We start from the raw sequence: 16,910 nt of genomic DNA, 5'->3' as shown, positions 1-16,910 counted from the left end.
CCCAAACCGCTACCCCACGGACGAGTAGGCCACAACCCCCCGCAGCAACAACTCAACAGCCTTCCGCGCATTCTTGGCCACGGTAGAAGACGCCTCCCCACCAGTAACCGGCGCCGCAGCAGAGATCTGCCCCAACACATCGATCACCTGCTTGCACCACCGAACAAAGTCCCCGGCCGGCATCTCCACTTCCCGAAGAACCTCGTCCAACCCCTTCCCACTGGCCCACATATACGCGGCCCAGGCAAACCCAAGATCAGGCTCCCGCTGCCCAACCCCCTCGGTCTGAGTGATCCGGAAATCCTCCTCAAGGGCATCAAGCCGCCCCCAGATCCGCACCATCTCCCCGAGCGCGGCCTTGGCCGCACCGGACGGCACCTTGGGCACAGTCGCATCGTCACTGACCCGAGCCTCGAACACCAACGCAGAGACACACGCGGCAAGTTCGGCAGGAGAAAGCCCCTCCCAAACCCCTTCACGCAGACACTCACTGGCGAGCAGATCAAGCTCGCCGTACAGCCGGGCAAGCCGCTTCCCGTGCTCGGTGACTTCGTTGCCCCGCAGATAATCCAGTTCGGTCAGCAGCGCAACGATCCGATCGAAGGTCCGGGCGATCGTGTTCGTCCGCCCCTCGATCCGCCGCTCCAACTGCGTCGTGTCCCGCTGCAGCCGGTGATACCGCTCGGCCCACCGCGCGTGATCCTCACGGTCGCTGCACCCATGACACGGATGCGCCCGGATCGCCGTACGCAACCGCGCGATCTCCCGGTCGTCCGCGGCCTGCGACCGCTGCTTGCGGGCCCGCTCCGGCGGAATGTGCCCGGCCTTGGTGCGCAGCGCGGAGGCGAGGTCCCGACGGGACTGCGGGGAACGGGCGTTGAAGGACTTCGGGATCCGCATCCGGTCCAACGCCTCGACGGGGACGGGGAAGTCCATCGACGCGAGCCGCTTCACCTGCCGTTCCACCGTCAGAACCAGCGGACGCGGCCCGTCATGCTGCTCGAATCCGCGATGCCCGTTGGAACGCCCGGCGGGCAGCCCCGGGTCCAGCACCAGTGCCAGGCCCGCGTACTTGCCGGTCGGGACATGGATGATGTCGCCCGGCTTGAGCTTCTCCAGCGCGACGGCGGACTCGGCGCGCCGGAGCGCCACGCCCTGCCGGGCCAGCTCGGTCTCGCGGTCCTTGAGCTCGCGACGCAGCCGCATGTAGTCGTCGAAGTCGCCCAGGTGGCAGGTCATGGAGTCCTTGTAGCCCTCCAGGCCCTCCTCGTTGCGCTGCACCTGCCGTGAGATCCCGACGACCGACTTGTCCGCCTGGAACTGCGCGAAGGACGTCTCCAGCAGCTCCCGCGACCGGTGCCGCCCGAACTGCTCGACGAGGTTGACCGCCATGTTGTACGACGGCTTGAAGCTGGAGCGCAGCGGATACGTACGCGTGCCGGCCAGTCCCGCGAGGTGCTCGGGGCTGATCCCGCGCTGCCACAAGACGACGGCATGGCCCTCGACGTCGATACCGCGGCGGCCGGCCCGGCCGGTCAGCTGGGTGTACTCGCCGGGGGTGATGTCGGCGTGCTGCTCGCCGTTCCACTTGACGAGCTTCTCCAACACCACCGAGCGCGCGGGCATGTTGATGCCGAGCGCCAGCGTCTCCGTCGCGAACACGGCCTTGACGAGCCCGCGCAGGAACAGCTCCTCGACGACCTCCTTGAACGTCGGCAGCATGCCCGCGTGGTGGGCCGCGATACCGCGCTCCAGGCCTTCCAGCCACTCGTAGTACCCGAGGACATGCAGGTCCTCGTCCGGGATGGACGCCGTGCGCTCCTCGACGAGCGCCCGCACCTTCTCCCGCGCCTCGTCGTCGTTGAGCCGCAGCCCGGCGTACAGACACTGCTGTACGGCGGCCTCGCAGGCGGCGCGGCTGAAGATGAACGTGATGGCGGGCAGCAGGTCCTCGTTGTCCAGCCGCTCGATGACCTCGGGGCGTCCCGGTGTCCACACCCGCGAGCGCGATCTGCGCTCCCGCTCCCGGTCGGCCTCGCGCATGGCACGGCCGCGCTTGCGGTCCTGGTACGAGGGGCGCTGGGCCTCCATGCGGGCCAGGCGGGTGAGGTCGGGGTTGACGGCCTTCTTGCTGCCCTCGCCCTCCTCGAAGAGGTCGTACATCCGCCGCCCGGCGAGCACGTGCTGGAACAGCGGCACGGGCCGGTGCTCGGAGACGATCACCTGGGTGTCGCCGCGGACGGTGTCGAGCCAGTCGCCGAACTCCTCGGCGTTCGACACGGTCGCCGAGAGCGAGACCAGGGTCACCGACTCGGGGAGGTGGATGATCACCTCTTCCCATACGGCGCCGCGGAAGCGGTCGGAGAGGTAGTGCACCTCGTCCATGACCACGTAGCCGAGGCCGAGGAGGGTCTGCGAACCGGCGTACAGCATGTTGCGCAGCACCTCGGTGGTCATGACGACCACCGGGGCTTCGGAGTTGACGCTGTTGTCACCGGTGAGCAGGCCGACCTTGTCCGCGCCGTAACGGCGGCACAGGTCGGCGTACTTCTGGTTCGACAGCGCCTTGATGGGCGTGGTGTAGAAGCATTTCTTGCCCTGCTGGAGGGCGAGGTGGACGGCGAACTCGCCGACGATCGTCTTGCCGGAGCCGGTGGGCGCCGCGACCAGCACGCCCTTCCCCGCTTCGAGCGCCTGGCAGGCCTCGATCTGGAAGGGGTCGAGACCGAAGTCGTACATCTCGCGGAAGTCCGCGAGCGCGGTGGCCTGCTCGGCTGCCCGCAGGCGGGCTGCCGCGTACCGCTCGGCCGGGGAGAGGTCCTCTGTCATCGTGCTTTCGAGCGTACCGGGCGCCACTGACAACAGGACGATCATTATCCGTTCCCACGGGTCCTCCACACACGGAGACCGGCCGCCCGCACTGCGGGAACGGCCGGTCTCGGCGGTGATGTGGGGAGGTGCTCAGGTCACGTCGTCATAGCCGTTGACCCGGTCGGAACCCGTGCCGCTCGCCTGCTCGGGCAGGGCTGCCCGGCCGGCCGAGACGGTCTCGACGTCGCCGATGTCCTCGGGGGTGAGATCCAGGTCCGAGGCCTCGTCGTCGTCCGGTCCCTCCGCCTCGCGACGGCGCTTGCGCCGGTCGTTGAGCAGGGAGAAGACGACCGCGCCGAAGTACAGCACCCAGATCGGGCCGGCCAGCGCCAGCATGGTCAGCGGGTCGGTGCTGGGGGTGGCGACGGCCGCGAAGACCGTGATGCCGAGGATCATCGCGCGCCACCAGCCGAGCATCCGCTTGCCGGTCAGCGCGCCCGTGAGGTTGAGCATGATCAGCAGCAGCGGCAGCTCGAAGGAGAGGCCGAAGACCAGCACCATGCGCGTGACCAGGTCGAGCAGATCGTCCAGCGGCAGCAGGTTGTTGACGTCCTTCGGCGTGAAGCCGATCAGGACCTTCGCCGTGGTGGGCAGCACCTTGTAGGCGAAGTAGGCGCCGCCGAGGAACAGCGGGACGCCGGTGCCGACGAAGGAGAGCGCGTACTTCTTCTCGTTCTTGTGCAGGCCCGGGGCGATGAAGCCCCAGAGCTGGTACAGCCAGACCGGGGAGGCCAGGACGACACCGGCCATCAGGGACACCTTCAACGCCAGCGTGAACGGTGTCAGCAGACCGTTGATCGTGATCTGCGCACACTGGTGGGTCTTGTCGCCCGCCTTCTGGAGTTCCTCGAAGGTGGAGGCGCAACCGACCGAGTCCAGCACCGGCTTGGTGATGATGTTGACGATGTCGTTGTAGAAGAAGGCGGCCACGCAGGTCACCACGATGATGGCGAGCATCGCCTTCGCGAGCCGGTTGCGCAGCTCACGCAGATGGTCCGCGAGGGGCATCCGCCCCTCGGGGTCCTTCTCCTTCTTGCGGGCAGACTTAGGCAACCCACGTCCTCATCTCGTGCGGCAGGCCGAGGGGGTCCCGGCCCTGCGTCAGCGCTTGGTCGTGTCCGACGGCTCGGTGACCGGGCGGGCGCTGGTCACGTCGCCGGGAGAGGCCTGGATGGTGCGCTGCACGGACTCGTCGGTGTTCGGCGGGCCGGCGGGGGTGGGCGTGGTGTTGCCCTCTTCCTTCATCGCCTTGGCTTCGCTCTTGAGGATGCGGGCGGACTTGCCGAGCGAGCGGGCCATGTCCGGAAGCTTCTTCGCGCCGAACAGGAGCACGATGACGACGAGGATGAGAATGATCTCGGGAGCTCCGAGCCTTCCGAACATAAGTCTTTACCTTCTCACCGAGGCGGCTGGGGTGGGGTGCTGTCCGATCGGTCGGACGTCTGTCCGACCTGCGTGCTGCCAGCGATCGTAACGCTCAGGGGTAAACGTGAGGCAATCCCCGTGCGTACTCCCGGTCCGCGCTCCGGGCCTCGTTATCCGGACCGCGATCAGCAGCGTACCCGCCCCCACGGACAACGTGACAGGGCAAAGTGACCCGAAGCGCATGCGGCGCCCAACTCACACCTCGCCCATATGTGACTCACAGTGCGTCGACGGAACGCGCCGTCGACGCCGCCGCGCGCTCCAGGTCCTCGGCCGCCCGGTTGATGCGGTGGGCGGCGTCCGTGACCTGGAGTCCGAGCCGCCGCGCCTCCAGGAAGACCCGGACGGCGAGCACGCCGAGCACGGCGAGACCCAGGAAACCCACAGCTACCGCGACCATCGCCCAGAACATGGGGCGAGCCTAGACCCTGCTACCCGACGGAGGTCAGCCGCAGGGTCCTGACCCCGCCGCCGGTGAGCAGTTCGACGATCCGCTCGCCCGCGGGCTTGCGTACGGCCGCGCCGCAGTCGGGGCAGGTGAAGGAGTAGAAGGTGGTGCGGCTGGTGGCGCCGATGGCGAGGCGCAGGGCGCTCGCCGCCAGTTCGAAGTTGCTCCGGCAGTCCGGGCAGCCCGCTCTGAACATCACGGGCACCACACTCTTCATCCCGGCGAACGCGGCGGCCACCGTCATCTCCGGACCACCCTGGGCACCCGAGACACCCGTCATCGTCGACTCGCTCACAGCCCCTGCTCCTGCCTCTCGTCAACACCGTGCACTGCGTCAACAACACCCTGCGGACCGTCGTACGCCTCCAACGCCTCGCGGGCGGCCCGGCGGGCGCTGTCGGCGAGGTCGCTCGGGGAGACGATCCGCCCGTCGCGCCCGAGCCGTAGGGCCAGGCGTCTCAGGGACGTGGGGTCGGGGGTGCGCAAGGTAATACGCAGCCCGCCGTCGGGAAGCTCATCGGCACTGTCGTGCGGGTAGTACTCGGCGACCCAGCGGCCACCCGGACCGACCTCCACGACGACCTCGGGGTCCTCGGCGGCGGGCTGGACCAGCGCCTCGGACAGGTCCCGCAGTTCGATCTCGGGCGGGGCGGACGGCTCGTCGAGGATCTTGATCTCGGCGACCCGGTCGAGGCGGAAGGTACGGCGCGCCTCGGAGCGGCGGCACCAGGCCTCCACGTACGTGTGCCCGACGCTGACCAGCCGGATGGGGTCGATCTCGCGCTCGCTCAACTCGTCGCGGGCGGGCGAGTAGTAGCGGATCCACAGGCGGCGGCGCTCCGAGATCGCGCGGTCGACGTCGGCGAAGACCCCGCCCTCGGACTCGAAGGTCACCGAGAGCCGTGCGCTGGCCCCGGCCGCCTCGCCGGCCGCCGCCTCCACCTTGGCGTTGGCCCGCAGCAGCGCCTGCCGGTCGCTCTCGCGCAGGCCCGGGAGGGTCGATACGGCGCGGGCGGCGACCAGGAGCGCGGTCGCCTCGTCGGCGGCGAGCCGGAGCGGTTCGGCGACGTCGTCCGGGTTGTGCCACCAGATGCGGTCGCCGTCGGTGTCGATGTCCAGCAGGTCGCCGCCCCGGAAGCTGGTCCCGCACATGGGCAGCACGTCGAGGTCGGAGACCAGCTCGTCCTCGGTGATCCCGAAGGCACGGGCGACGTCCTCGATACGTGCCCCGGGGCGCTCCTTCAGGTAGGTCACCAGGGAGAGCATCCGCCGGGTCTGGTCGATGGCGTTGACGGGCCTGACCGGTTTGCCTGCCACAGTTCTCTTCCGCTCCCCCTCAGCCCTTGGCCACGGCACGCAGCCGGTCCACCACGTCGGCCCGCAGCTCGGCGGGCTCCAGGACGACCACGTCGGGCCCGAACTCCACCAGCCAGGCGTCCAGCCCGTGGCCGTACGGAATCTCCAACTCGTCCCAGCCGTCCCCGAGTTCCCGAACCGCCGTCGCTTTCGCCCGCAAGGGGTAACCGGAGCCCGTGCGCAGCCGGATCAGCGCGGAGCGGTCGGCGGTCTCCCCCGCCCAGCTCGCGACGGTCTCGCGCACGGTGACGACGTCGGGGATGTCCGCGGTGAACCGCCCGTTGCGCGACCGCACCTTGCCGGTGATCCGCGACAGCCGGAACACACGCTCGGCGCCCCGGTCCCGGTCCCAGCCGGCGAGGTACCAGTGGCCGCGCCAGCACTCCAGTGCCCACGGCTCGACGGTGCGGGGTTCGGGGCGGGCGGCGGTGGCCTTGCGGTAGTCGAAGACGACGGGGCGGCGGTCGCGGCAGGCCAGCATCAGCGGCTCGAACGACGCCTCGTGCACCGGAATGCGCGGCTCCAGGGCGCCGTGCGGCTCGTACGGATCGAGATCCTCGGGCATCCCGGCGGCGCGCAGCTTCTGCAGGGCGCCGCTCGCGGCGCCGGCGAGCCGGGCCTGCTGCCACACCTTGGCGGCGAGACCGAGCGCGGCGGCCTCCTCGGCGTCGAGGGTGATGGGCGGGAGGCGGTTGCTGTCTCGGCGGGCGAGATAGCCGACCTCGCCGTCCAGGTTCTCCACCGTCTCGATGACGAGCCCGAGTTCGCGCAGATCGTCCTTGTCGCGCTCGAACATCCGGTTGAAGGAGTCGTCGGAGCCCGCTTCCAGATACGCCTCGATGGACTCGCGCAGCTCACGCTTGCTGAGCGGCCGCCGCGTCCCGAGCAGACACAGCGCGAGGTTCATCAGCCGCTCGGCCTTGGCAATGGCCATCGACGCCCTTCGCCTCCCTGTATGTGCTTACGAACGATGACCGTACCGCCCCGCGCAGGCCTGGCAAAAGCCGAGGGCCCATGCCCTCACAGGCATGGGCCCCAGGTGATCGGGTCCGGTCGGAACCGGTGATCAGACGGCGATGAGGTCGACCACGAAGATCAGGGTCTCGCCCGGCTTGATCGCCGGGGTCGGGCTCTGGTTGCCGTAGGCGAGGTGCGAGGGGATGGTCAGCTGGCGGCGGCCGCCGACCTTCATGCCCTGCACGCCCTGGTCCCAGCCCTTGATGACGCGGCCGCCACCGAGCGGGAACTTGAACGGGGTGCCGCGGTTCCAGCTGGCGTCGAACTCCTCGCCCGTGCTGAAGGACACGCCCACGTAGTGGACGGTGACGTTCTGGCCCGCCACCGCGACCTCGCCGTCACCCTCCCAAAGATCCTTGATCTCCAGGTCGGCCGGGGCTTCGCCCTCCGGGAAGTCGATCTCGGGCTTCTCGATGCTCACGTCTCTGGCTCCTGCTTGTGTACGACAAGGCAACTGGGACAGTCTCGCAGACCGGCCGAATTCGCGCTCCGGCCAGGCCCCGACCGGCAGGGGTCACATGGCCGCGAGGATGTCCACGGAGAACACCAGGGTGTCGCCCTTCTTGATGGCGCCACCGCTCGGCGGGGTGTCGCCGTAGGCCAGGTCGGCGGGCGCGACGATCATGACGCGGCTGCCGACCTTCTTGCCGGTGATGCCCTGGGCCAGGCCCTTGACGACCGACTCCATGTCCTTGATCGCGAACTGGCTCAACCGGCCCTGGGAGTACGTCGATTCGAACTCCTTGCCGGTGCTCCAGACCACGCCCTTGAACTGACAGAGGATCGACTGCGCCTCCTTGACGACGGCTCCGTCGCTCTCCAGGACGTAGTTCGACACCAGCTTCTTCGGCGGGTCCACCTTCGGGACGGTAACCGAGGGGGCCTTGCCGTCGGTGTTCGTGCCGACCTTGGGCAGATCCGCGTCGGACTGCGCGACGGTCGTGCCCTTGGCGGAGCTCTTGGCGTTGAAGGCGTCCTGGATGTCGATCACGAAGACCAGCGTGTCGGTGCCCTTGATGCCCGCCTGGGGGCTGCCCGCCGTGCCGTAGCCCCAGGTCGGCGGGATCGCCATCTCGACGCGGCTGCCGACCTTCTTGCCCGCGAGGCCGTAGCGCCAGCCGTCGATGATGCCGCCCTGGGCGAGCTGGATGACCAACGAGGTGTTGCGGTCGTAGGAGTTGTCGAAGATCTTGGCCGTCGACCAGATCTGGCCCAGGTAGTTCACCTTGACGAAGTCGCCTTCAGCAACGGCCTTGCCGCCGCCCGCGATCACCGTCTTCACCGCGAGGTTCTTCGACGGATCACCACTGCCCTTGGCGACGGTCGGCTTCTCGTCGAACTTCGTGCCCGCGGTGATCGCCGGCAGCGGACCGTCCACCAGCTTCGGCGGCGGCACGGTCGAGGCCGAGGCGGACGGCGAGGGCGACGGCGACGCACTGGCCTTGCTGGAAGAGGAATCGCTGTCACCGCACCCCGCGATCGTCACAAGTCCTGCGGGAACAGCGATAAGAACGGAGCGTCGGCGCACGGTGAAGGCCTCGTATCGGTCGATCTTGTTGATGGCGTGCGCGCAACTCTACGGCGTGGCACGGGCCCCGTACGTGAAACGTACGGGGCCCGTGTGGCGTACCGAATATGTATCCGGACGTCGGTATCCGGATGTTTTTGCCTACATTCCGGCGATCAGTTTCTCCACCCGGTCGTCCACGGAACGGAACGGGTCCTTGCACAACACCGTGCGCTGGGCCTGGTCGTTGAGCTTGAGATGGACCCAGTCGACGGTGAAGTCCCGCCGCTGTTCCTGAGCCCTGCGGATGAAGTCGCCGCGGAGCCTGGCCCGAGTGGTCTGCGGCGGAACGGACTTGCCCTCGAAGATCTTCAAGTCGTTGCAGATCCGGGCGGCTTGGCCCTTCCTCTCCAGGAGGTAGTAGAGCCCTCGGCGACGGTGGATGTCGTGGTAGGCGAGGTCGATCTGCGCCACCCTGGGGTGGGACATGGTCATGTTGTGCTTCGCCCGGTACCGCTCGATGAGCTGGTACTTCATGACCCAGTCGATCTCGGTGCCGATCCGGTCGAGGTCCTCGGCCTCGATCGCGTCGAGCGTGCGGCCCCACAGTTCCAGGACCTGCTCGACGGTGCCCGTACGGATGCCGCGGCGCTCGACGAAGTCCACGGCCTTCTCGTAGTACTCGCGCTGCACCTCGATCGCGGAGGCCTCGCGTCCGCTGGCCAGACGCACCTTGCGCCGGCCCGTGATGTCGTGGCTGACCTCGCGGATCGCCCGGATCGGGTTCTCCAGGGTCAGGTCGCGCATCACCGTACCCGCCTCGATCATGCGCAGCACCAGGTCGGTGGCGCCGACCTTGAGCAGCATGGTCGTCTCGGACATGTTCGAGTCGCCCACGATGACGTGGAGACGGCGGTAGCGCTCGGCGTCCGCGTGCGGTTCGTCCCGCGTGTTGATGATGGGCCGGGAACGCGTCGTCGCCGAGGAGACGCCCTCCCAGATGTGTTCGGCGCGCTGGCTGACGCAGTACACGGCGCCGCGCGGAGTCTGGAGCACCTTGCCCGCGCCGCACAGAAGCTGACGCGTGACCAGGAACGGGATGAGGATGTCCGCGAGCCGGGAGAACTCGCCGTGCCGTGCCACCAGGTAGTTCTCGTGGCAGCCGTACGAGTTGCCCGCCGAGTCGGTGTTGTTCTTGAAGAGGTAGACGTCGCCCGCGATTCCCTCCTCGTGCAGGCGTCGTTCGGCGTCCACCAGGAGTCCTTCGAGAATGCGCTCGCCGGCTTTGTCGTGGGTGACCAATTCGGTCACGTTGTCACATTCGGGGGTCGCGTATTCCGGATGTGAGCCCACGTCGAGATAGAGCCGGGCGCCGTTTCGCAGAAAGACATTGCTGCTGCGGCCCCATGACACGACACGGCGGAAGAGGTACCGAGCCACTTCGTCGGGAGACAGACGCCGCTGTCCCCTGAACGTACACGTGACGCCGTACTCGTTCTCCAGCCCGAAAATGCGGCGGTCCATGAGTGAACATTACGCCCGATCCCCTGTGCTGAAACGGGGTTCGACAGCTCGATTTGGATCATTTTCCGATGAAGCCGCAACCACCGCACCCCCGGCGGGAGCTGCGAGGACCCGCCCCGTGGCCACCAGGACCAGCAACGACACCGCCCCCGCGACCCCCGGCACGGCGAACCCCCACAGCGCCCCACCGGCCTGTACGACCGGCCCCGCGACGCCCGTTCCGACCGACGCCCCCACGGTGAACGTCGTCACAAGCCACGAGAAAGCCTCGGTGACCGTACCCTTGGGCGCGTGCCGGTCGACGATGATGAAGGCGCAGGCGAGGGCTGGCGCGAGGAACACCCCGGCGAGCACGGTGAGCAGCACCATGGCAACCGCGCCCGGCATGAGCATCAACGGCAGGTAACACACCGCCAGCAGCCCCACCAGGACCCGCAGTCGGCGCTCGGGCACCCCGGTCCACTGCCGCGCCCCGTAGACGGTCCCACCGAGGAGCGCCCCCAGCCCGATCGCCGCCATCAGCCAGCCGTAGACCACGTCACCGCCGTGCCCGTCGGCGTACGACACGGACGCGACCGTGATCGAGCCGAGCGCCATCCCGACGAACAGGAAGGCGCCCAGCAGCGCGAGGAGTCCCGGCGAGCGCAGGGCGCCCAGCCAGTGCGCCTCGCGCGGAGCCGAGCGCCACGCGCGCGAGGGGGGCGAGACGACTACGGAGAGGGCGCCCAGCACCCCGATGACGTTCAGCACGAGCAGCGCCACGGGGGCGGACCACAGGGACACGAACACCGTCACGAGCAACGGCCCCACGGTGAACATGACTTCCTGGGCGACCGCGTCCATGGCGTACGCCGTGTGCACCTGCTCCTCCCGGCGCAGCACGGCCGGCCACAGCGCCCGGAGACCGCCCTCCAGGGGAGGCGCGAAAAGCCCGGCGGCGGCTACGGCTGCGTAGGCGAGCGGCAGCGGATCGGTGCCCCAGAAGGCGAAGACGGTCATCGCGAGCGCCGACAGGACCGCGGCGGGCAGTTGCACGCGCGGCTGTCCATGGACGTCCACCAGGCGTCCCAGGAGGGGCTGTCCGACCGCGTTGGCGATCCCGTAGACGGCCGCCAGCGCGCCCGCGAGGCTGTAGGTGCCGCCCTCCGCGCGGATGAACAGCACGATCGCGATCGCCGCGGTGGCGTTCGGCAACCGGCCCACCAGCGTGCCCACCAGCAGGCGGGTGGCGTGCCTCGCCCTGAGGATCTCCAGATATCCCACGGCCTCGAACCGCCCTCCCCCTCACCGTCACCCATGAGGTTTTACGTATAACGTCGTCTGTCATACGTACCATGTGCGCTGTTCACGCGTCCATACGGAGTCCCTACGGATCCTCACCAAGGAGCAGGCCGACCGTGGCACCAGGCAACACCCGCCCCACGAGCCGCGACGTCGCGCAGGCCGCCGGCGTCTCCCAGGCCGCGGTCTCCCTGGTGCTCGGCGACAAGTGGCGCGGCCGGGTCTCCGCCACGACCGCCGAACGCGTCCGCGAGGCCGCCCGCGACCTCGGCTACCGTCCCAACCTCGCCGCCCGCAACCTCCGCCTGGGCCGCACCCGCACCGTCCTGCTCGTGGTCCCGGTGCTGACGACGGAGTTCTTCGCCGGGGTCTACACGGGCGCCGCCCGCGTCGCCGCCGAAAACGGCTTCGGAGTCGTCCTCTACCCCTCCCCCGAGGGCATCGGCCCCGCCCGCGACCCCTTCGCCTCCGCCCAGGCCGCCCTGGACGGCGTCATCGCCTCCTCCATGGCCGCCGACGCCCTCACCGCGATCCGCGGCGACCAGCTCCCCCTGGTCATGCTCGACAGTGACCCGGAGGGCAGCCTGGGCGCCGCCACCGTCAACCTGGACATCGGCGACGGCATCCGCCAGGTCGCCGACCACCTGCTGACCCTGGGCCACCGGCACTTCCTGCACCTCGCCGCCGACGTCCCGTCCTGGACCTTCGAGGTACGCGCGCGTGAACTGGCCGCACGGGTCGCCGAGTTCGCGGGCACCACGGTCCGTACGACCCGAGCCCCCATCTCGATCGAGGGCGCCCTGGCCGCGGCCGAGGCAGCGCTCGCGGACCCCGCTTCGCGAGTGACCGCCCTGGTCTGCGACGACGACAAACTCGCCGCCGGCGCCTACAAGGCCGCCCGCCGCCTGGGCCTGCGCATCCCCGACGACCTCTCGATCACCGGCCTCGACGACCTCGCCCTGGCCACTGCCATCGACCCGGAACTCACCACCGTCCACCTCGACGCCGAACTCTTCGGCGAACACGGCATGCGCGCCCTCCTGGCCGTCCTGGACGGCCGCGTACCGGAGGAGGGAGACATCCCGGTGGAACTGGTCGTCCGAGGCTCTACGGCGCCACCAGGCGCCCCCTGACGCCCCTGTGGCCCCCGCAACGCCGCGCGCCCCGGCCGATGACCGGCCGGGGCGCGCGAGAGGCTGCGTGAGGTCGACTCACTCCTCGTCGTCGGCGTCGGACTCCTCCGACGACGTGTCCGCGTTCTCGCCCTCCAGCAGGCGGGACAGCTGACGGCCGACGATGCGCTTGAACTTACGGGCCTGCGGACGCGTACGGTCCAGGACCGCGACCTCCAGGCGCTCGGCGGGAATCTCCCGCTCACTGCCGTTCGTGTCACGGGACAGGGACTGCACGGCCAGCTTGAGCGCCTCCGCGAGCGTCATGCCGTCACGGTGGCGCTGGTCCAGATAGCTGCTGATCGTCTCGGCATTGCCCCCGACCGCGACCGAGCCGTGCTCGTCCACGATCGAACCGTCGTGCGGCAGCCGATAGATCTGGTCGCCGTCGGGAGTGTCCCCGACCTCCGCGACGACCAGCTCCACCTCGTACGGCTTCTCGGCCGCACTGGAGAAGATCGTGCCGAGCGTCTGGGCGTAGACGTTGGCGAGGCCTCGGGCGGTCACATCCGCCCGGTCGTAGGTGTAACCGCGCATGTCGGCGTACCTGACGCCGCCGATCCGCAGGTTCTCGTACTCGTTGTATTTTCCGGCGGCCGCGAACCCGATCCGGTCGTAGATCTCGCTGAACTTGTGCAGCGCACGGGACGGGTTCTCGCCGACGAAGACAATGCCGTCGGCGAACTGCAGCACGACCAGGCTGCGGCCACGGGCGATGCCCTTGCGGGCGTACTCCGCCCGGTCGGCCATCGCCTGCTGGGGTGAGACATAGAACGGCGTCGACACCGGTATCCGTCCCTCTCTTTAAAGTTCCGTCGAAGTCACTGGATCACCTTGATGAGAACGGGCCCTGCGTCAGAGCAGCGCGGCGCGCGGGCCGTCGGGCTGCTGCAGTCGCCGCTCCAGGATCGAACGGGCGATCTCGGAGGACTCGTCGTCGGTGAGCCGGCGGAAACCGTCCTCGGTGATCACGGTGACGATCGGGTAGATCCGGCGGGCGACATCGGGACCACCGGTCGCCGAGTCGTCGTCGGCCGCGTCGTAGAGCGCCTGGACCACCAGGGTCGTGGCCTCGGCCTCGGTCAGGCCGTCGTGGAAGAGCTTCTTCATGGCACCGCGCGCGAAGACCGAGCCGGAGCCGGTGGCCGCGTAGCCGTGCTCCTGGGAGCGGCCGCCCGTCACGTCGTAGGAGAAGATGCGGCCGACGCCGCGGTCCACGTCGAAACCGGCGAAGAGCGGGACCACGGCCAGGCCCTGCATCGCCATGCCGAGGTTGGAACGGATCATGGTGGACAGTCGGTTCGCCTTGCCCTCCAGGGAGAGTTGGGCGCCTTCGACCTTCTCGAAGTGCTCCAGCTCCAGCTGGAAGAGCTTGACCATCTCGACGGCGAGCCCGGCGGTGCCGGCGATGCCGACGGCCGAGTACTCGTCCGCGGGGAACACCTTCTCGATGTCCCGCTGCGCGATGACATTGCCCATGGTGGCCCGCCGGTCACCGGCAAGCACCACGCCACCGGGGAACGTCACGGCGACGATCGTCGTGCCGTGCGGAGCCTCGATGACGCCCTGCATGGGCGGCAGTTGGCGGTTGCCCGGGAGCATCTCCGGCTGGTGGTCGGAGAGGAAATCCATGAAGGACGACGACCCAGGCGTCAGGAAGGCAGCTGGTAGACGCCCGGGGCTACGAGTGTTGGCTTCCACGAGGATCCTTCCAAGTAGGCGGCAGCCCGACGAACAGCGTCGGGATCATCTCCCAACTTGCCGATGGCCGAATTGCAGTTGAAGCACAGTACGCCACGGACCCTACCCGTCTCGTGGCAGTGATCCACATGAACCGCAGGAGCTTTCAAACAGATCACGCAGAGCCCCATTTGAGAGGCGACCATCGCGTCACGTTCGGCTTCGGTGAGTCCGTAGTTGCGCTTCAAATGGCCCGCGCGGCCCTTCACCGCCTTACATGCCTTGCAGAGCGTTGCCAGGCCGTCCGAAGCACTACGGTTTCGATCCCATTCGCTGTGCGGTTTTACCTCGCCACACGTGCGGCAGTGCTTGTGGCCCTCGGGTGTACTCACTCTCGGCCGTACGTTGCACCCCTTGGCCACCTGCCGCTCCTGGTGGTAAGCCGCTGCGCACTCACGGCAGTAGGCCTGCAGGCCGTCCCGCATTGCCACATTTCGCGCGAAGTCCGCCCGCGGCTTGTACTGCTGACACCGCGAGCAGCGCTTCGCACCCTCTTCACTTACCAACCCGAGCCCCCCGTGACCTTCAATTCGAAGGCTACTCGCCACCCTTCTGAACGAAACTTCGAACGAAGTCCTCTGCGTTTTCCTCTAGGACATCGTCGATCTCGTCCAGAACCGAGTCGACATCGTCGCTCAGCTTCTCGTGGCGCTCCTTGAGGTCGTCGGTCGCCTGTGCCTCCTCGACCTGCTCCTCGACCTCCTCCGTGGAGCGCGTCGCCTTCTGCTGTCCGCCGCCGGTGTCCTTGGTCGCCATAACCCTCACCCCGCTCGGTTCGACGTTCTTGATCAGACCCTACTTGCAGGGACTGACATCGGCCCCGCAGTTCCTACAACGTACGGCGGCCACCTCGATGATTCCCGGCCACCGGACATTCCACCCTGTCCGGCGCCCCGGACCCGAGGGTCCTGTCAGCCGCCCGACAGGACCCTGACCAGGTCTTCCGCGGTACGACAGCGGTCAAGGAGCTCCTTGACGTGATTACGCGTTCCGCGAAGCGGTTCGAGGGTTGGGACGCGCTGGAGCGAGTCCCGTCCCGGGAGGTCGAAGATCACGGAGTCCCAGGAGGCGGCCGCGACATCGTCGGCGTACTGCTCCAGGCAGCGTCCGCGGAAGTACGCGCGCGTGTCCTCCGGAGGCGTCGTACGCGCCCGCTCGACCGTGTCCTCGTCCAGCAGGCGCTTGATGCGGCCGCGGGCCACCAGGCGGTTGTAGAGGCCCTTCTCGGCCCGTACGTCCGCGTACTGGAGGTCGACCAGCTGGAGGCGGGCCGCGTCCCAGTCGAGGCCGTCGCGGCGCCGGTAGCCCTCCATGAGTTCCCGCTTGGCGACCCAGTCCAGTTCGCCGGCCAGGCTCATCGGGTCGTTCTCCAGGCGGTTGAGCGTGTCCTCCCAGCGGGCCAGGACGTCCTTGGTCTGGTCGTCCGCGTCGGAGCCGTAGCGCTCCTCGACGTATTTGCGGGAGAGCTCGAAGTACTCCATCTGGAGCTGGACCGCGGTGAGGGTCCGGCCGCTGCGGAGGGTGACCAGGCGCTTGAGGGTCGGGTCGTGGGAGACCTGGTGGAGGGTGCGGACGGGCTGGTCCACGGCCAGGTCGACGGCGATGAAGCCGTCCTCGATCATGGAGAGGACGAGGGCTGTCGTGCCGAGTTTGAGGTAGGTCGAGATCTCGGAGAGGTTGGCGTCACCGATGATCACGTGCAGCCGGCGGTACTTCTCGGCGTCCGCGTGCGGCTCGTCGCGGGTGTTGATGATCGGGCGCTTGAGGGTGGTCTCCAGGCCGACCTCAACCTCGAAGTAGTCGGCGCGCTGGCTGAGCTGGAAGCCGTGCTCGTGCCCGTCCTGACCGATGCCGACGCGGCCCGCTCCGGTGACGACCTGACGGGAGACGAAGAAGGGCGTCAGGTGGCGCACGATGTCCGAGAAGGGGGTCTCCCGCTTCATCAGGTAGTTCTCGTGCGTGCCGTACGAGGCGCCCTTGTTGTCGGTGTTGTTCTTGTAGAGGTGGATCGGCTGGGCGCCCGGGAGTTGGGCGGCTCGCTCCGCCGCTTCCGCCATGATGCGCTCGCCGGCCTTGTCCCACAGGACGGCGTCCATGGGGTTGGTGACTTCCGGGGAGCTGTACTCCGGGTGTGCGTGGTCGACGTAGAGCCGTGCGCCGTTGGTGAGGATGACATTGGCGAGGCCGATGTCCTCGTCGGTGAGCTGGCTGGAGTCGGCGGCCTCCCGGGCGAGGTCGAAGCCTCGCGCGTCCCGCAGCGGGTTCTCCTCCTCGAAGTCCCAGCGGGCCCGCCGCGCCCGGTGCATCGCCGCCGCGTAGGCGTTGACGATCTGGGACGAGGTGAGCATGGCATTGGCGTTGGGGTGGCCGGGGACGGAGATCCCGTACTCCGTCTCGATGCCCATTACTCGCCGTACGGTCATGCGGCCCTCCTTGCCCGGCGGCGCCCTCGGTCGGGGACGCTGCTCAAGTACCGCTGGCGCTCCGGTGCGTGTGCGGTGCCCGTCCCCGCACTGCGCGACTCGGCGGTACCGAAGAGCCTAGAACGGCTTTGCGCTGGTGGGGAGAT

General features: G+C 68.6%; 17 protein-coding genes. 1 reads left to right on the top strand and 16 read right to left on the bottom strand.

Annotation, left to right across the window (positions count from 1 at the left end; all coding sequences use genetic code 11):
- Positions 1-9 precede the first annotated feature (9 nt).
- From ACIBK4_RS34520 to ACIBK4_RS34470, 11 genes are all read right to left on the bottom strand, one after another.
- Positions 10-2,874, bottom strand: coding sequence for a DEAD/DEAH box helicase (locus tag ACIBK4_RS34520; protein WP_399001183.1), 2,865 nt, complete (start codon positions 2,872-2,874; stop codon positions 10-12).
- A gap of 87 nt (positions 2,875-2,961) precedes the next feature.
- Complete coding sequence (gene tatC, locus ACIBK4_RS34515; RefSeq protein ID WP_399001181.1) at positions 2,962-3,924, bottom strand: twin-arginine translocase subunit TatC; 963 nt, start codon at positions 3,922-3,924, stop codon at positions 2,962-2,964.
- 48 nt (positions 3,925-3,972) lie between these two features.
- Positions 3,973-4,254, bottom strand: coding sequence for a Sec-independent protein translocase subunit TatA (gene tatA, locus ACIBK4_RS34510; protein ID WP_366436193.1), 282 nt, complete (start codon positions 4,252-4,254; stop codon positions 3,973-3,975).
- A gap of 259 nt (positions 4,255-4,513) precedes the next feature.
- Positions 4,514-4,708, bottom strand: a complete 195-nt coding sequence (locus ACIBK4_RS34505; RefSeq protein WP_365307969.1) for a hypothetical protein — start codon at positions 4,706-4,708, stop codon at positions 4,514-4,516.
- A 19-nt stretch (positions 4,709-4,727) separates the two neighbouring features.
- A complete protein-coding gene (locus ACIBK4_RS34500) occupies positions 4,728-5,039 on the bottom strand; it encodes a hypothetical protein (RefSeq protein ID WP_399001178.1) in 312 nt (103 codons plus the stop codon).
- Positions 5,036-6,061 (bottom strand): helix-turn-helix transcriptional regulator, encoded by a 1,026-nt coding sequence (locus tag ACIBK4_RS34495; RefSeq protein WP_399001176.1) that lies wholly within the window; start codon positions 6,059-6,061, stop codon positions 5,036-5,038. Before ACIBK4_RS34495 ends, ACIBK4_RS34500 begins: the two co-directional genes overlap by 4 nt.
- Positions 6,062-6,080: 19 nt before the next feature.
- Entirely contained in the window at positions 6,081-7,034 is a 954-nt protein-coding gene (locus ACIBK4_RS34490) for a helix-turn-helix transcriptional regulator (RefSeq protein WP_399001174.1), read from the bottom strand.
- Between the two features lie 132 nt (positions 7,035-7,166).
- Complete coding sequence (locus tag ACIBK4_RS34485) at positions 7,167-7,538, bottom strand: FKBP-type peptidyl-prolyl cis-trans isomerase (RefSeq protein ID WP_266767093.1); 372 nt, start codon at positions 7,536-7,538, stop codon at positions 7,167-7,169.
- Positions 7,539-7,631: 93 nt separating this feature from the next.
- Entirely contained in the window at positions 7,632-8,645 is a 1,014-nt protein-coding gene (locus tag ACIBK4_RS34480) for an FKBP-type peptidyl-prolyl cis-trans isomerase (protein ID WP_399001171.1), read from the bottom strand.
- Between the two features lie 141 nt (positions 8,646-8,786).
- A complete protein-coding gene (gene pafA / locus ACIBK4_RS34475; protein ID WP_033283736.1) occupies positions 8,787-10,148 on the bottom strand; it encodes a Pup--protein ligase in 1,362 nt (453 codons plus the stop codon).
- A 9-nt stretch (positions 10,149-10,157) separates the two neighbouring features.
- On the bottom strand, positions 10,158-11,411 hold the full coding sequence (locus ACIBK4_RS34470) for an MFS transporter (RefSeq protein WP_399001169.1): 1,254 nt from the start codon (positions 11,409-11,411) through the stop codon (positions 10,158-10,160).
- Between the two features lie 134 nt (positions 11,412-11,545).
- Between ACIBK4_RS34470 and ACIBK4_RS34465 the strand changes: the two genes are divergently transcribed.
- On the top strand, positions 11,546-12,562 hold the full coding sequence (locus ACIBK4_RS34465; RefSeq protein WP_399001167.1) for a LacI family DNA-binding transcriptional regulator: 1,017 nt from the start codon (positions 11,546-11,548) through the stop codon (positions 12,560-12,562).
- A 78-nt stretch (positions 12,563-12,640) separates the two neighbouring features.
- Here the strand turns inward: ACIBK4_RS34465 and prcA are convergent, their stop codons facing one another.
- The 5 genes from prcA to dop all read right to left on the bottom strand — a co-directional run bounded on the left by prcA (position 12,641) and on the right by dop (position 16,764).
- Positions 12,641-13,387, bottom strand: a complete 747-nt coding sequence (gene prcA, locus ACIBK4_RS34460; protein ID WP_399001165.1) for a proteasome subunit alpha — start codon at positions 13,385-13,387, stop codon at positions 12,641-12,643.
- Positions 13,388-13,456: 69 nt separating this feature from the next.
- Complete coding sequence (prcB, locus tag ACIBK4_RS34455) at positions 13,457-14,302, bottom strand: proteasome subunit beta (protein ID WP_390165145.1); 846 nt, start codon at positions 14,300-14,302, stop codon at positions 13,457-13,459.
- Positions 14,254-14,847: an endonuclease VII domain-containing protein gene (locus ACIBK4_RS34450; protein ID WP_399001162.1), complete on the bottom strand. Its 594-nt coding sequence runs from the start codon at positions 14,845-14,847 to the stop codon at positions 14,254-14,256. Before ACIBK4_RS34450 ends, prcB begins: the two co-directional genes overlap by 49 nt.
- Positions 14,848-14,878: 31 nt before the next feature.
- Complete coding sequence (locus tag ACIBK4_RS34445; RefSeq protein ID WP_399001160.1) at positions 14,879-15,097, bottom strand: ubiquitin-like protein Pup; 219 nt, start codon at positions 15,095-15,097, stop codon at positions 14,879-14,881.
- 155 nt (positions 15,098-15,252) lie between these two features.
- Positions 15,253-16,764 carry a depupylase/deamidase Dop gene (gene dop, locus ACIBK4_RS34440; RefSeq protein WP_174447560.1) on the bottom strand — a complete coding sequence of 504 codons (1,512 nt, stop codon included), beginning with the start codon at positions 16,762-16,764 and terminating at the stop codon, positions 15,253-15,255.
- Positions 16,765-16,910 lie beyond the last annotated feature (146 nt).

This window comes from Streptomyces sp. NPDC050528 (assembly GCF_044457795.1).
Classification (GTDB): Bacteria; Actinomycetota; Actinomycetes; order Streptomycetales; family Streptomycetaceae; genus Streptomyces.
This window is presented reverse-complemented; position numbering and strand designations above follow the sequence as displayed.

What these genes read in the sequence shown, in the direction of transcription:
- ACIBK4_RS34490 (WP_399001174.1), bottom strand. Translation starts at nt 7,034, where the DNA reads ATGGCCATTGCCAAGGCCGAGCGGCTGATGAACCTCGCGCTGTGTCTG.
- ACIBK4_RS34520 (WP_399001183.1), bottom strand. Translation starts at nt 2,874, where the DNA reads ATGATCGTCCTGTTGTCAGTGGCGCCCGGTACGCTCGAAAGCACGATG.
- tatA (WP_366436193.1), bottom strand. Translation starts at nt 4,254, where the DNA reads ATGTTCGGAAGGCTCGGAGCTCCCGAGATCATTCTCATCCTCGTCGTC.
- ACIBK4_RS34505 (WP_365307969.1), bottom strand. Translation starts at nt 4,708, where the DNA reads ATGTTCTGGGCGATGGTCGCGGTAGCTGTGGGTTTCCTGGGTCTCGCC.
- dop (WP_174447560.1), bottom strand. Translation starts at nt 16,764, where the DNA reads ATGACCGTACGGCGAGTAATGGGCATCGAGACGGAGTACGGGATCTCC.
- ACIBK4_RS34445 (WP_399001160.1), bottom strand. Translation starts at nt 15,097, where the DNA reads ATGGCGACCAAGGACACCGGCGGCGGACAGCAGAAGGCGACGCGCTCC.
- pafA (WP_033283736.1), bottom strand. Translation starts at nt 10,148, where the DNA reads ATGGACCGCCGCATTTTCGGGCTGGAGAACGAGTACGGCGTCACGTGT.